Origin of the sequence: Flavobacterium sp. RSSA_27 (genome assembly GCF_051547125.1) — a bacterium.
In the GTDB taxonomy this organism is placed as follows: domain Bacteria; phylum Bacteroidota; class Bacteroidia; order Flavobacteriales; family Flavobacteriaceae; genus Flavobacterium.
Window position 1 is genome coordinate 470,808 of the sequence record NZ_JBPTTN010000001.1, and the last position, 16,514, is coordinate 487,321.

At 32.9% G+C, this 16,514-nt stretch carries 12 protein-coding genes; all 12 read left to right on the plus strand.

Going from position 1 to position 16,514, the window contains the following annotated elements; translation table 11 throughout:
* Positions 1-147 precede the first annotated feature (147 nt).
* The 12 genes from ACSVH5_RS02115 (at position 148) to ACSVH5_RS02170 (ending at position 16,513) form a co-directional block, all read left to right on the plus strand.
* Positions 148-1,032 carry a hypothetical protein gene (locus tag ACSVH5_RS02115; RefSeq protein ID WP_438059811.1) on the plus strand — a complete coding sequence of 295 codons (885 nt, stop codon included), beginning with the start codon at positions 148-150 and terminating at the stop codon, positions 1,030-1,032.
* A gap of 304 nt (positions 1,033-1,336) precedes the next feature.
* A complete protein-coding gene (locus tag ACSVH5_RS02120) occupies positions 1,337-2,014 on the plus strand; it encodes a response regulator (RefSeq protein WP_438059812.1) in 678 nt (225 codons plus the stop codon).
* Positions 1,983-3,272, plus strand: a complete 1,290-nt coding sequence (locus tag ACSVH5_RS02125; RefSeq protein WP_438059813.1) for a sensor histidine kinase — start codon at positions 1,983-1,985, stop codon at positions 3,270-3,272. Before ACSVH5_RS02120 ends, ACSVH5_RS02125 begins: the two co-directional genes overlap by 32 nt.
* Before the next feature lie 62 nt (positions 3,273-3,334).
* Positions 3,335-5,746, plus strand: a complete 2,412-nt coding sequence (locus ACSVH5_RS02130) for an outer membrane beta-barrel protein (protein WP_438059814.1) — start codon at positions 3,335-3,337, stop codon at positions 5,744-5,746.
* A 99-nt stretch (positions 5,747-5,845) separates the two neighbouring features.
* Complete coding sequence (locus ACSVH5_RS02135) at positions 5,846-6,268, plus strand: PepSY-like domain-containing protein (RefSeq protein ID WP_438059815.1); 423 nt, start codon at positions 5,846-5,848, stop codon at positions 6,266-6,268.
* Between the two features lie 76 nt (positions 6,269-6,344).
* Positions 6,345-8,306 carry an LTA synthase family protein gene (locus tag ACSVH5_RS02140; protein ID WP_438059816.1) on the plus strand — a complete coding sequence of 654 codons (1,962 nt, stop codon included), beginning with the start codon at positions 6,345-6,347 and terminating at the stop codon, positions 8,304-8,306.
* On the plus strand, positions 8,306-9,187 hold the full coding sequence (locus ACSVH5_RS02145; protein ID WP_438059817.1) for a diacylglycerol/lipid kinase family protein: 882 nt from the start codon (positions 8,306-8,308) through the stop codon (positions 9,185-9,187). Before ACSVH5_RS02140 ends, ACSVH5_RS02145 begins: the two co-directional genes overlap by 1 nt.
* Before the next feature lie 41 nt (positions 9,188-9,228).
* Positions 9,229-9,495 carry a hypothetical protein gene (locus tag ACSVH5_RS02150; RefSeq protein ID WP_438059818.1) on the plus strand — a complete coding sequence of 89 codons (267 nt, stop codon included), beginning with the start codon at positions 9,229-9,231 and terminating at the stop codon, positions 9,493-9,495.
* Between the two features lie 183 nt (positions 9,496-9,678).
* On the plus strand, positions 9,679-10,434 hold the full coding sequence (locus tag ACSVH5_RS02155; protein ID WP_438059819.1) for a phosphatase PAP2 family protein: 756 nt from the start codon (positions 9,679-9,681) through the stop codon (positions 10,432-10,434).
* A gap of 44 nt (positions 10,435-10,478) precedes the next feature.
* The gene (locus ACSVH5_RS02160; RefSeq protein ID WP_438059820.1) at positions 10,479-10,805 is read left to right on the plus strand and encodes a DUF6660 family protein; all 327 of its coding nucleotides are present in this window, start codon (positions 10,479-10,481) and stop codon (positions 10,803-10,805) included.
* A 108-nt stretch (positions 10,806-10,913) separates the two neighbouring features.
* A complete protein-coding gene (locus ACSVH5_RS02165; protein WP_438059821.1) occupies positions 10,914-15,236 on the plus strand; it encodes a CusA/CzcA family heavy metal efflux RND transporter in 4,323 nt (1,440 codons plus the stop codon).
* 8 nt (positions 15,237-15,244) lie between these two features.
* The gene (locus ACSVH5_RS02170; protein WP_438059822.1) at positions 15,245-16,513 is read left to right on the plus strand and encodes an efflux RND transporter periplasmic adaptor subunit; all 1,269 of its coding nucleotides are present in this window, start codon (positions 15,245-15,247) and stop codon (positions 16,511-16,513) included.
* The last annotated feature ends 1 nt before the right edge of the window (position 16,514 follow it).

Consider the following 16,514-nt stretch of genomic DNA (forward strand, 5'->3'; position numbering starts at 1 on the left):
CTAATACACGTTATAAGTAATTTGAGGATTTGACTTAATTTGAAATTAGTAAGATCTATTTTCGGGCCTAATTTAACCAAATACCCGTGGCAAGTAAATGTAATCAGTAAGTAGAACAGAGTATTCATATAAAATATCTGTAAAAAAATGATGACATATAACGAAACTATAGAATTAAGAAATAAAATAAGAAATGGCGAAATTCAACTAGAAATCGCGAAGACTCAATTTTGGGGTGATATAAAAGAAGGACAACGATCTTGGAACACTAAAGACTGGCAAGAGAGAAGAGCCAAATTTCTTAAAGACAAATGTGAAATATGCAATAAAACTGATACACTAACTGTTCAGCATCTTTCTCACCCTAAAAAATACTCGGCATATCTACGAGAAATAACAAGAAGGTATGCAAATGACCTCATAGAAACGAATCTTGAAATAAGTAAATCTGATTTTACTGATTACGTTTTAAAAAATCATGAATATGTACCTGTTTTGCTATGTCCAAATTGTATGAGTAAAAATCCAAGCAAAAGGGTAAGAAAAACTCCGAAATATCGTTGTACTGATTGTAAACATGAATTTGATGAGGCAATTCATAGATCTTTAGATGAACTTATCTCAATCTTTTATGAAAATCCAGATGCTTATGAAGTTTTAGATAAATGTTTCATATCAAAAAATGAATGGAGAAATAAAAATAATTTATCTAATGCAAAATATTGGATACAAAGAGAACTTTCAAAAAATAAAAATTCAGAAGCTATTGATAAAGAAGCATTTATACTTCACTTAGATGATACCATTAAGTATTTTTCATTTGAAGATGCAATAACAACTTGTAAAAAATGTGCTTATAACTATGATGTAAATAAAATGGATTTATGTCCCAAATGTAAAAAGCATTATAAAAGATTTCAATATTCAACCTGTATTGAATGCTTACCCGATGACAAACGGAAAGCTGTCAAAGAAAGTATTCAATACAATAAAGATATGCATGAAATGCATAAAAGACTTGGGATTGACTAGGAATTGAAACAAAAATGAATCGATAATTTGCAATCGGTGACTTCAAAATGTAAAATCATAAAAAACATTCCCTAAATTGATAAGCAAATAGAATAGATAGCCCCGTACGGACAGCTCGCGAGCTGTCCCCTTGTTTCCCTTCTCTTGCATATTTTATTTTTCATCAGTCTAAATATAATTTTTAGACAAAGCTAAATTAATTTTTAGAACATAGACTTAATTATTGAAAATTTTAAAAGTAAATGTTTTTACATTTGTGAAATAATTCAAATTATATTCAAAATTCCAATTGTTTCTTTGCACTATGAAAATCTTAATCATCGAAGACGAAATTGAAATTGCCACAAGCATCAAAAATTATTTGAGTAGCAACGATTTTGTGTGCGAAACAGCCATTTCAGTTCAGGAAGCCCTCCAAAAAATAAACTTTTATTCCTATGATTGTATTTTATTGGACTTGATGCTCTCCGATGGCGATGGGTTTAGGGTTTTGGAAACACTTAAAAATTTGCACAAAACCGAGGGCGTTATCATCATTTCTGCCAAAGATACGCTGGAAACCAAAATTGAGGGATTGACCTTGGGAGCAGATGATTATTTGACGAAACCGTTTCATCTTTCGGAACTTTTGGTCCGCATTCAGGCGTTGGTTAGACGAAAACAATTTAATGGAAATAACAGGATTATTTTTAACGAAATTGAAATTGACACCGCCAGTAAATCGGTCAAGGTTAAAGGAAATCTTGTTGAATTTACCAAAAAAGAAATGGATTTATTGCTGTTTTTGATTGGCAATAAAAACAAAGTACTCTCTAAATGTGTCATTGCCGAGCATTTATCAGGCGATATGGCAGATATGTTAGACAATCATGATTTTGTGTATGCCCACATCAAAAACATGAAGAAAAAACTTAAAAAAATGGGGGCTACCGATTATTTAAAATCAGTGTATGGAACAGGTTACAAATGGAAAGCAGACTAAAAAACTGCTGCAAAAAACACTAAAGTATTATTTTATTTATGCTGTAATAATTATTATAGCAATTGCACCTATTTTTTATGGAATATCAAATTTGCTTTATGAGCATGAAGCCAACGAAGATTTGTATGCCATCAAAGAAGATTTTGATCAGTTTACAAAAAAAGAGTTAACCATAAGTGAAATTGCCCTTTGGAACAAATACAATCGCTATGTAACCCTTCAAAAATTCAATGGCAACTTCAAAGACAGTTTGTTTGACCACAGCTATTATGATGCGCTAAATAAAGACAACGAGCCGTTTAGAGTACTCCATTCGCCCGTAAAAATTGAGGACACTTGGTTTACTTTTTCTGCCAAAATGAACATGGTTGAAAAAGAAAATCTTATCAGCAGTACTGTCTTCCTTTTCATTTCGCTCTTGCTTTTGCTCCTCATTGGTTTTTTTATCATTACCCAAATGATTTCAAAAAAATTATGGAAGCCTTTTTATGCAGCTTTAGATAAAATGGAACAATTTGAAATAGACAAAACCACGTCAGTCAACTTAATTGAGAGCAGCACCCAAGAATTCAATCGATTGAATGTGGCAATCCATAAATTAATCCAAAAAAACAGCAGCATCTATAAAAGTCAGCGGGAATTTATCGAAAATGCAGCACACGAATTGCAAACGCCCATTGCCATTTTCAAAGGAAAAATCGAGAATCTTTTGCAACGAAACGACTTGAACCAAGAGCAATTCGAGTTCATTGAAGACCTCAACAAAACCACTTCACGACTGGTAAAACTCAATAAAAATCTCTTTGTTTTGTCCAAAATAGACAGCAATTCCTATATTGAAATCCAAAAAATAAACCTCAACCCCATTTTAGACAATCAATTGGTCTTTTTTAGCGAACAAGCCCTTGCCAAAAAAATAACGATTACCGCCGAATTGGAAGAAGAAGTTATCCTTAACGCCCATCCTTTTTTGGTGGAAATACTCCTTAGCAATTTGTTTCTAAACACCCTAAATCACAACATTCACAAGGGGTTCATCAACATAAAATTAACCAAAGAGCGATTGATTTTTTCCAATTCAGGTTCAGAAACCGCCTTGCAAACCCAAAAAATGTTCGAACGATTTTCCAAATCCAATCCTTCCTCGCAAGGAAATGGCTTGGGATTGTCTATCATCAAAAAAATTGTAGAGGTAAATCATTGGACAATTCAGTATCATTTTACCAATAAAACACACCATTTTGAAATAGGGTTCTAAAATTCAAAGTTTCTTCAGTTTTCGCATCTACCTTCGCACAAAATTTTAAAGAACAAAATATCATGCGAATTAAAATCATCCTAATAGTCACATTTCTATTGACATTTATAGCCAATACAACGGCACAAGAAAAATTAGTTACCGTTTCAGGAAATATTAAAGATAAATTCACAGAATCAGAATTACCTTTTGTAAACGTATCGTTGAAAACAGCAAAAGACAATACTATAATTTCAGGTACTATAACCAATGAAGAAGGTCGATTTGTTTTTACCAATATAAAATCCGGAAATTACCTCTTAGAATTTTCATTTATTGGATACAAATCCAAATCGCTATCCATTTACGTAGGAACACTTTCCGATTTTTTAGACCAAGGCACTGTCGAATTAGAAGAAGAAACGAAATCGCTTCAAGAAGTGGTGGTTACGGCTAAATCGAATAAAGTAAGTGAGAAAATGGACAAAAAAACGTTCACTATGGCCGATAATATTGCTCAAAGTGGCGGTTCTGTTTTACAATCCATGCAAAATTTACCCGGAGTTACCGTTCAGGACGGGAAAGTACAAATTAGAGGCAATGACAAAGTTACTGTTCTAATAGACGGAAAACAAACGGCTTTAACCGGTTTTGGCAATCAATCCGGTTTGGATAATATTCCGGCATCTGCGATAGAAAAAATCGAAATCATCAATAATCCTTCTGCAAAATTTGATGCCAATGGCAATGCAGGAATTATCAATATCATTTACAAAAAAAACAAAAAAGTAGGCTTCAATGGTAAAGCTGGTTTTACCACCGGTTTAGGTTCACTTTGGGAACGACAAGAAAATTTACCCTCCATTCGACCACAATACACACTCACCCCAAAAATAAATCCTTCGCTCTCGCTCAATTATCGAAAAAATAAAATCAATGCCTTCTTCCAAGGAGATTATTTATACACCGAAACGCTGAATAAAAACGAGTTTGTTACCCGAACCTACAATGACGGAACAATCATTAACCAACAACTGAAAAGAAACCGAAACACCCATTTTACCACTATAAAATCAGGGATAGATTGGGAAATAAACGACAACAATACCCTAACTTTTTCTGGATTATTTGGCTCTGAAAAAATTATAGATAACGGAGACCAACCCTTTTTTAATGCCGATTATTCCCAGCGTTTACGCCTTTGGCAATTTTTAGAAGACGAATTAAAAACTACTGCAATGGCAACGGTTACTTATCAGCACAAATTTAAAGAAGCCGGGCATTTATTAAATATGGGGCTTAATTACACTTTTCACAGAGAAGACGAAAGGTATTTTTTTGATAATATTTTACCTACTTCTACAAGTAAGGATTCGTTCAAATTATTATCCGATGAAAGTGTTATCGACCTAAATATAGACTATATAAAACCTTTGAAATACGGTAGAATTGAAACAGGATTCAAATTCAGAAACCGTATAATTCCTACCAATATGCAGTTTTTTCCAGGAACGGATTCTGTTATTGATGCCGATGCTGGGGGAAAAGCAACTTATGAAGAAGTGATTCCGGCAGTGTATGGGAATTATGTCTTTGAAACCAATAAAATAGAAGCCGAAATAGGTTTGCGCATTGAGTATATGAAATTAGAATATGAAGTAGATCCCAATCATCCTACGTACAAAACGGATGGTTACTCGTATTTTGAACCCTTCCCCAATTTGCGTTTTGCCTATAAAATAAATGAAAACAACAAAATATCGCTATTTTACAACCGTAGAATTGACAGACCAAACGAAGTTGATATTCGAATATTTCCAAAATATGACGATGCTGAAATTATTAAAGTCGGAAATCCAGCACTACGTCCACAGTTCACTAATTTAATAGAATTAGGTTTCAAAAGAAATCTAAAAAAAGGATATTTATATTCGGCTATCTACCATCGTTTTGCAAATGCAACCATCACAAGAATAGCTTCAACTGTTCCTAATAGTAATCTAATATATGCCATCTTTCAAAACGTGAATAATAGTTCCAATACTGGTGTAGAAATGGTTCTCTCAAAAGATATTGCAAAATGGTATTCATCCAACCTTAACCTAAATGCCTATTACAATCAAATTGGAGCATTCACAGTTCAAAATCTATACCCACAACCCAATACCTTTTCAGCAAACAAACAAGATGTTTTTTCCGGAAATATAAAGTGGAACAATACATTACACTTGACTAAAAAAATGGATGCACAGCTAACAGCAATATATTTAGCTCCAGATATTATTCCTCAAGGCAAAATAAAATCAAGATTTTCAATTGATCTAGGAATAAAAAAATCCAGCCAAAATGGCAAAGGAGAATTCTTTCTTAATGCAACCGACATTCTAAATACTTTAGTTATCAAAAAAGAAATTCAAGGTCAAGAATTTAGATTTACCAGCAATGATTACTACGAAACTCAAGTGATTAGACTAGGATACAATTATAAATTTTAAAGAATAACTAAATTTATTTTTGCTTTAATTCAAAATTCAATATTTCTACAAAATTGGTTTACACCTTTGACTATTATTAATTCAAACAATAGAATAGTCATGAGAAAATCAGTAATTATTGTAATAACACTGGTGTTATCTACAATCGCTTTTGCTCAAAAAGTAAAAGACACAAAAGTACCAGAGATTGTATCAAAATCGCTGATCTCAAAATATCCCTGTGCTAAAAAAGTAAAATGGGATAAAGAGGAAAATAATTATGAAGCCAGTTTTGTAATTAATAAAACAGAAAACTCTGTTTTATTCAATGCCAATGGCAAAATCATCGAAACAGAAGTTGAAATAACCGCTGTGCAATTACCAAAATCAATTGTTAATTACATAAGTAAAAACTACAAAAATCAAAAAGTAAAAGAAGCAGCAAAGATAATTTCAGAAAAAGGTATCGTTACTTACGAGGCTGAGATTAAAGGAAAAGATTTGCTTTTTGATGAAAACGGAAAGTTACTGTCAGTTAGTTAATTTTTTCATGTTTGGGCACTCACATCATTTGGTGTGAGTGCTTTTTTTGTTTTTAAAATAACCTAATAAATTATCTATGTTCAACAAAATAAAAATTGCCAATCGTTACAGTTTACTACTTGCCTTTATCTCATGGTTTATAACATTTTCTTTCTTCTTAAGAATAATATTTACAATTTGGCAATACGATGAAGTTTCCTTCAATCTATTTACAGTTATTGGAACTTTTCTAACAGGATTATTTTATGACATCGGAACCATAAGTTTCATAATTATTCCGTCGGCCATCTACTATTTTGTATTTCCTAACAGGTGGATTGGTTCATGGATTGATAAAATTCTTGTTTGGTTTTTTACTTCACTTACCATTTTCATATTGGTTTTTACCTTTTTTGCAGAGATTACATTTTGGGATGAATTCAAAACACGTTTTAATTTTATTGCGGTTGATTATCTTATTTACACACATGAAGTAATTGCCAACATCCAACAATCCTATCCATTACCTATTCTAGTTGCAGGTGTACTTTCCATAACTGGTCTTATCATTTTTACGTATTATAAATTAAATATTTTTAAGGAAACATTTAGTACAACAGCAAGTCTAAAAGACCGAACCATTGTTTTAGCGACAACAATAATTACTGCATTGTTTTTTTCCATTTTTATTACTAACAATCAAGCGGAATGGTCTTCCAATCGATACAATGCTGAAATATCAAAATCGGGTATTTACTCCTTTTTTGCTGCCTTCAGAAACAATCAAATGGCATACAATGAGTTTTATACATCTGTAGATGATAAAGTGGCTTTTGATGTTATCAGAAATAAATTAAATGATAAAAACAGTAAATACCAAACAGAAGGATTATCTATTCATAGAAAAATATCAGACACAACCAACCAAGAACCAAGTAAAAAAAATGTTGTCTTTATCTTGGTTGAAAGTTTGAGTGCCAGTTTTATGAAAGAGTTTGGTAATAAAGAAAATATAACGCCTTTTCTAGACAGTTTAGCGCAAAAAAGCATCTTTTTTGATAACTTATATGCCACCGGAACAAGAACCGTTCGTGGTATGGAAGCCATGACACTTTGCATTCCACCAACACCCGGACAAAGTATTGTAAAACGTCCCGAAAATCAAAATCTTTATACCGTTTCAAATGTATTCAAATCCAAAGGATATAACCCAAATTTCTTTTATGGCGGTGATGGTTATTTTGATAATATGAACGCCTATTTTGGAGGAAACGGATTTACAATCTATGATCGCGGTCGCGGAAGTGTATTAAGTGATAAAATCAAAACAGTACGAAATAATATAAATGATAACGAAGTAACTTTTGAAAACGCTTGGGGAATTTGCGATGAAGACATTTACTCTAAAATGATTAAAGTCGCGGATGAACATTACAAGAGTAATAAACCTTTTTTCAATTTTGTAATGACAACTTCCAATCATCGTCCATATACTTACCCAGATAATGCTATCGATATTCCATCAGGAAGTGGTCGTGAAGGTGCGGTGAAATATACGGATTATGCAATTAAAAATATGTTTGAAAGAGCCAAATCAAAACCTTGGTTCAAAAATACGGTTTTCATAATCATTGCCGATCATTGCGCCAGTAGTGCCGGTAAAGACGAAATAGATGTTGCCAATTATCACATTCCGGCATTCATAGTAAACTTTCCAGAAGAGCTAAATCAAAAAGTGAAAAAGCAATGTTCACAAATAGATATTTTTCCAACTTTTTTTTCAATGATGAATTGGAGCTACGAGAGCAATTTCTTTGGTAAAGATATATTCCATTCCAACTTTGAAGAACGTGCTTTGGTAGGAACATACAGAAAATTAGTGTTGATGAAAAAAGAACAGGTGATGATTTTATCCGACCAAAAAAAACAAGCATTTTATTCATGGAATAAACAAGATAATAGTCTGAAACCGCTACCAATGAATAAAAATTTCCTTGACGAAACAATTTCTTGGTACCAAACAGCCGATTATTTATTTACTAACAAATTGCTTAAATAATGAAATACATTCATTTTATAATTAATCCAATTTCGGGCAATGGAAAACATAATTTAAGTAGAACACTTTTAGAAAAGTATTTTTCTGAAAAAGAATTCAAAATTGGTGTAGACTATTCAAATCATAAACACCATGCCATTATGTTGACACAAAATGCCATAGCAAAAAAACCAGATTATGTAGTGGCTTGCGGTGGCGATGGAACAATAAATGAAGTGGCATCTTGCTTAGTCAATACCAAAATTAAATTAGGGATAATTCCAATTGGTTCAGGCAATGGTTTGGCTTCAAATCTTAAAATTCCTAAACTGCTAGAAGAAGCAACTGAAATAATTAGAAATGGGAAAACGCAATTCATTGACATCGGAAAAGTAAACCAACACTACTTTTTCAGCAACATGGGAATTGGAATTGATGCCTTAATAATTAAAAAATACGATAGCTATAAAAAAAGAACATTATCGGCTTATATCAAAGCATCACTAGAAGCTAGCATAAAATTTAAACCCATAAAATCGATACTATCATTTAATAATCAGATAATAAATTGCAATGCTTTTATGCTTTTCGTTTCCAACTCTAATGAAATGGGTTATGGTATGAGCTTAACTCCAAATGCTAGTTTAATTGACGGTAAACTAAATCTCTTAGTAATTCCAAAAATAAATATATTCAGTCAAATCAAGTTGGGGCTTCATATTGTTTCAAAAAAATCAGAAGTTTTTAAAACAGCACAGCACAATTTAATTGAAAACATGGCTATCGAATTACCAGATAAAATTTTTGTTGACATACAGTTAGATGGCGAATACCACAACTTAAAAACCAATAAGATTGAAGTTTCAGTTATTAAAAACGGACTTGAAATAGTATCAAAATAAATGCAAAGTGCTTTAATTACAATTAAATACAATACAGTAAAATGAAAATAGTAGAAACAAAAAATATAAACAAAATAGCAGAAATCACTGTATTGTTTTGGATTATGAAAATTGTAGCAACCACGCTTGGAGAAACATTGGGAGACTTTATTTCATTGACATTAAACTTGGGTTATTTAACTGGTATAGCAATAACGATAGCGGTATTTTATTACATTATAACACCAAGCTTAACGAAGTACTCTTATTTTGGTTGGCTTTTTTTTACACGACCATTTGGGGCAACTTTCGAAGATTTTTTTAACTAAACCACTCGCAAAAGAAGGATTAGATTTAGGTACGTTGCAAGCATCACTTGTCTCAATTGTATTAATGACGTTGTTGATTTATTAGTCTCATAAAAAAGGTGTTCCATAAATTTAAATAATCCATAATATTAAAAAATCCAGCTTATGTAAAAAAATACTTTTATTAATTTTAAATCTTAATGTATGTATTTAAAAGTGTTTTTATTTTTTATGGTTGGGTCAGTCGGTTTTGCACAGCAAGTAACAGATACAATTACTATCAATGAGCCAAAAGACAACAGCAAAAAATTTAAGTGTAAACAGCTTATTTTTCCAACAGTTTTAATTGGTTACGGTGTTATTGGCATTGAAAGTGATGGATTAAAATTCGTCAATTCTGGGATAAAGGAAGAGGTAAACGAAAATATCGATGAAAAAATAACAATCGATGATTTCTCACAGTACTTACCTGCCGCATCGGTTTATGGTCTTAATGCAATGGGAATAAAAGGCAAACACAACTTTAAAGACAGAACCATAATTTTAGGAACGTCCTATTTATTAATGTCAGCTACTGTATTAAGTTTAAAATCCATTACAAAAGTAGAACGTCCAGATGGTTCGGCTTTCAATTCTTTTCCATCCGGGCATACAGCAACAGCTTTTGCAGGAGCAGAATTTCTTTGGCAAGAATACAAAGACGTATCGGTTTGGTATGGTATTTCGGGATATATCGTAGCAGCAGGTACTGGAGCATTCAGAATTTATAATGACAAACATTGGCTAACAGATGTAGTCGCAGGTGCAGGAATTGGAATTCTAAGTACAAAAGTTGCCTATTGGATAAACCCATTTATGCAAGAGAAAATTTTTAAATCAAAAGAGAAAAAAACAACATCAATTATGGCACCGTTTTATAATGGTAATCAATTGGGAATAGGTTATATAAAAACGTTTTAATTGAAACTCAGCCATGATAACATTTTTTTCCTATTTTTACAGTCGTGAAAATCATAAACACCATATTATCGATCCTTTTTATAATACTTTCGTGTATGCCTTGTACAGACACGAAAGTTAGTAGTTTAGAGCATACTACATCAAAATTCGCATCGAATCACAATGAGCGGTCACATGATAATCGAAACGATTTATGTTCACCTTTTTGCACTTGTAATTGTTGTAGTGTACAAATATTAACGAATTTTCCAACATTTACTGCTAGTTTTCCTGTTGTTTCTGAAATCATTAAGATACAATTACCAACTTATAAATCTATTGCCAATTCCAATTACTTCGGAAGTATTTGGCAACCACCCCAAATAGTATAATGATACCTGTCTCGATAGTTATCGGGATTCTGGTTAGAAAGTTGTGACCTTTTCACAAATAATGGCAAATATTCTATTTGCTTATTTCTAATTCATTATATATTTTCAATGTTAGACAAAATCATAAAATTTAGTATAAAGAACAAATTCGTTATACTATTATTTACTTTAATTCTAATAGCCTTTGGCAGCTATTCGATAAAACAATTACCACTTGATGCACTACCAGATGTAACCAACAATCAAGTACAAATATTAACAACTGCACCTACTTTAGCAGCTCAAGAAGTAGAACAATTAATCACCTATCCATTAGAGCAATCGGTAAAAACAATCCCAAAGGTTATTGAATTGCGAAGTATTTCTCGTTTCGGACTTTCGGTAGTTACCGTAGTTTTCAAAGACGATGTAGATATTTATTGGGCAAGAGAACAAATTTTTCAACGCCTTTCAGAAGCCAAAGAAAATATTCCGGCTTATGCTGGTTCTCCAGAGTTAGCACCAATATCAACAGGGTTAGGCGAAATTTACCAATACGATGTCTATGCAAAAAAAGGGTATGAAGACAAATACGATGCCGTAAAATTAAGAACCATTCAGGATTGGATTATAATTCCACAATTACAAGGTATTGAAGGTGTTGCAGAAGTTAGTACTTGGGGAGGAAAATTAAAACAATACGAAGTAGCAATTGACCCAAATAGACTGAATAGTTTAGGTGTAACTATTTCTGATATTTTTGATGCGTTAGAAAAAAATAATCAAAACACAGGGGGTGCTTATATTGAAAAAGACCAATATTCCTACTTCATTCGAGGTGTTGGTATGGCCACTGGCATCAAAGATTTAGAGAACATAGTTGTTGCTAACAAAAACGGCGCACCTATTTTAGTTCGAAATGTAGCCAATGTTCGAGAAGGTATGGCAATGCGCTATGGAGCTTCTACAAAAGATGGTAAAGGGGAAATAGTTTGTGGCATGGCTCTAATGTTAAAAGGTGAAAACTCGAATGCGGTCACTGAGAGAGTAAAAGAGAAAATGATTCAAATTAATAAAAGTTTACCAGAAGGTGTAGTTGCAGAGGCATTTATTGACCGAGGAAAATTAGTTGACAATGCCATCGGAACAGTTACCAAAAATCTTCTCGAGGGAGCGTTAATTGTAATTTTTGTATTGATTTTGTTTTTGGGAAATCTTCGTGCAGGATTAATTGTGGCATCTGTGATTCCATTATCCATGCTTTTTGCTGTAATTTTGATGAACAAATTTGGAGTTAGTGGAAATCTAATGAGTTTAGGAGCTATCGATTTTGGAATTATAGTCGATGGAGCCGTAATTATTGTGGAAGCCACAATGCACCATTTACAAAAACTCAAAAGGAAAAAAGCTTTAAACCAAGCAGAAATGGATGAAGAGGTATATCAATCGGCTTCAAAAATCAGAAACAGTGCAGCGTTTGGAGAGATAATTATCTTAATCGTTTATTTACCTATTCTAGCGCTAGTAGGAACAGAGGGAAAGATGTTTCGACCAATGGCAATGACTGTTGGATTTGCAGTAATTGGAGCATTTGTACTTTCATTAACTTATGTACCAATGATGAGCGCATTGTTCTTGTCTAAAAACACCGAACACAAATTTAATTTTAGTGATCGAATGATGACTTGGTTCGAAGGAATATACACCTCTTTTTTAGAAAAAGCGTTGCGTTTTAAAAAAGCAGTTTTAACAGTTTCAATAGGATTATTTTTATTGGCTTTAGTGATTTTTCAAAATATGGGAGGTGAATTTATCCCAACCATCGAAGAAGGTGACCTAGCCATTAATGCAACAATTATGACAGGAAGCTCTCTTTCTCAAATGGTTAAAACAACCACCGAATACGAAAAAATTCTAAAAGCAAAATTCCCTGAAATAAAAACTATAGTTACCAAAATTGGTAGTGGTGAAATCCCTACCGACCCAATGCCAATAGAAAGTGGCGATTTAATTATTGTTCTTAAAGACAAAAGCGAATGGACATCTGCCGACAATTGGGAAGATTTGGCCAATTTAATGAAAGAGGAAATGGAAGCTATTCCAGGTGCCAATATTGAAATCTCACAACCAATACAAATGCGATTCAACGAATTAACAACTGGAAGTCGAAGTGATATAGCTATTAAAATTTTTGGAGATGATTTAGAAATCTTAGACGCTAAAGCTAGCGAAATGATTTCTAAAGTAAAAAGCATTGAAGGCATCGGGGACTTAAAAGCAGATAAAGTAACTGGCCTACCGCAAATTACTGTAAAATACGATTACAATAAAATTGCACTTTATGGTCTAAATATTACAGACATTAACAAAATCATTCGTTCCTCTTTTGCTGGAGAAAGTGCGGGAAAAATTTATGAAGAAAGTAAACGATTTGACGTTGTTGTAAGAATGGATGCCGCCAATCGTTCAGATATTACCGATGTTAGTAATCTCTTTATTCCATTACCAAACGGACAACAAGTGCCCTTATCACAAGTAGCAACAGTTTCTTATGAACAAGGTCCAGTTCAAGTTTCACGAGAGAATGGTAAACGTAGAATAACCGTTGGATTGAATGTTCGCGGTCGAGATATTAAAAGTGTCGTTGAAGAAATTCAACAAAAATTAGATAAAGATTTAAAACTTCCAGCTGGCTATTACATTACTTATGGCGGTCAATTCGAAAATTTAATAGAAGCAACTAAAAGATTAACAATTGCAGTACCCATAGCATTAGGATTAATAGTCGTTTTGTTATTTTTTACGTTTAATAGTTTCAAACAAGCAGGACTAATATTTACAGCAATCCCATTATCTGCCATTGGTGGTGTTTTTGCACTTTGGATACGAGGAATGCCGTTTAGTATTTCTGCTGGTGTTGGTTTTATCGCCTTATTCGGAATTGCGGTATTGAATGGAATCGTATTGATTTCTTATTTCAATCAACTTAAAGCAGAAGGAATAACAGATCCGTTACAAAGGGTTTTAATGGGAACAAAAATTCGTTTACGTCCTGTATTAATGACAGCTGCTGTAGCCTCTTTAGGATTTATGCCTATGGCATTATCAACAAGCGGTGGAGCTGAAGTTCAAAAACCATTAGCAACTGTGGTTATTGGTGGATTATTATCAGCCACATTACTAACATTGATTGTTTTGCCAATTCTGTATTTATTATTTGAAAACGGTATGAAAATTAAAAAATTCAAAAAAAGACAATCCTTTGTAACCATTTGGTTTCTGCTCATTAGTTGTGTGGCATTCTCACAAAACAGCCAGCCCGTTTCATTACAAAAAGCTATCGAAATGGCAAAAAAAAACAACATCGATTTAAAAATTGCTGATAAAGAAATTGAAAAACAAACGGTTCTAAAAAAGACCGCTTTTCAAGCTGACCCTTTGCAAGTGCAATACCAAGGAGGACAATTTAATAGCGTCGATTATGATCATAATGTGTCTGTACAACAATACTTCCCCATTGGTAGCATTACTAAAGCCAACCGTCAATTACAAGAAGAATTGGTAAAGCTAGCTGAAAAACGAAAAGCCTTATCCGAATATGAAATAGAAAAAGCAGTAACAATTGCCTACTATCAGTATTTGTATGGTGTTTCTATCAAAAAACTAAATGCAGATTTATTAGCTATTTATTCAAAATTTCTGAAAAACGCAGAGCTTCGTTTTGAAACAGGTGAAAGCGGAAAAATTGAAGTCATTAGTGCCAAAGCAAAATCTAAAGAAATTGAAACGCAACAAGCGCAACTTGAATTTGATTTGGCTATTTATCAAAAACAACTGCAGTTTTTTATTCAAACAGAAGAGAACATTGTGCCCGATAGCACAACACCGATGCAGTTTCCGTTGAAGAATAATGAAAACTTATCAAAAGCAGAAACGTTGGTAACGGATTATTATACCCAGCAAATCTCTGTTTATCAAAAAGAAGCCAATACATTTAAAACATCACGAACACCAAAATTAGGTTTGGGATATTTTGGACAAACGATTGAAACAAAAGGCTATTTTCAAGGATTTACCGCAGGTTTACAAATTCCTGTATTTGGGCGCGTAAATTCGGCTAAAGCCAAAGCAGCAGCCATCAGTATTTCGCAATCACAATTAGAATTAGACAAAAGTAAATTGATTTTAAAATTGCAAATGGAAGAATTAAAAAATAATTTCGACAAGCAACAAAAAGCATTAGCCTATTATCAAAAAGAAGGTTTGCAGTATGCAGAACAGATTATTACAACGGCTCAAAAGAGCTATGCAAATGGAGATATGAGTTATTGGTCATACATTAGTTTTTTAAATCAGGCTATCGATATTAAAAAACAAAATGCCGAAGCCATCAATGCTTACAATCAAAGTGCTATTCAATTGCAATTCCCCATCATTTCTAACGATTTATAATTACTACAATGAAAAAAATAAATATAAATACAATATCAAAAATCAAGATTAAAACCAAGCTCTTACTTCTTACCTCTTGCCTCTTGCTTCTTACTTCTTGCGGAGAAAAGAAAACCGAAGAATTAGGTCACGAAGATGAAAAATCAGAAAACGAAGTAGCACTAACCGCTGTACAGTTCAAAACAGTTGGAATTGAGACAGGTGCCGTAGAAAATAGAAATCTAAATCTAGTGATAAAAGCCAATGGATATACGACAGTTCCACCTCAAAATATGGCTAATATTTCAACCTTAATAGGTGGAACCGTTAAAGATATTTTAGTCTTGGAGGGGACATTTGTAAACAAAGGAAAAGTATTGGCTACCATTCAAAACTTAGAAGTAGTTCAAATGCAAGAAGATTACAATTCGGCTATTGCAAATATTGAATACTTGCAATTAGAATACAATCGTCAGAAAACATTGAGCGATCAAGAGGTAAATCCTAGAAAAATACTTCAAGAAGTAAAAGCAAAATTAGCAGTAGAAAGAGCCAGAGCAAAAGCATCAAAAAGTAAATTACAAGCCTTAAACATGAGTACAAACGGATCAAGTCTAGTGCCAATAGTTTCACCAATATCAGGTTATGTTGGAAAAATAAATATTGCCAAAGGAGCATTTGCAGAAACAGGAATAATCCTTTTTGAAGTAGTAGATAATAGCCAAATGCACTTGGATTTGAATGTCTATGAAAAGGATTTGGGATCAATTGCTGTAGGACAGACCATTGATTTCATTTTAACAAATCAAGGAAATAAATCCATCAAAGGAAAGATATTTGGCATCAATAAATCCTTTTCAAACGAAAGTAAAACGGTCGATGTTCACGCAAGAATTAACCCAGCTGATTCTAAAGGTCTAATTTCGGGTATGTATGTTTCTGCGAATATCAATATTAAAAATGCAACCGTTCCTGCACTCCCTAAAGAGGCTGTTGTAAAAAATGGAGATAAATATTTTGTCTATATCCTAGAAGAACATCAAGATAAAAACATAGGCAAAAAAGCACAAACTCACGAACATAAAGAGGGAGAAGCACATTCTGAAGAAACTACAGGCGAAGAAGAAAGACACAACCAAGTGCATTTCAAAGCAATCGAAGTGATACCAGGAACAACCGATTTAGGATATACAGAAGTAAAATTTACAGAAGAAATTCCTGCTGATGCAAAAATTGTGATTAAAGGCGCATTTTATTTGCTTTCTGCTATGAAAGGTGGCGGAGAACACGAACATTAAT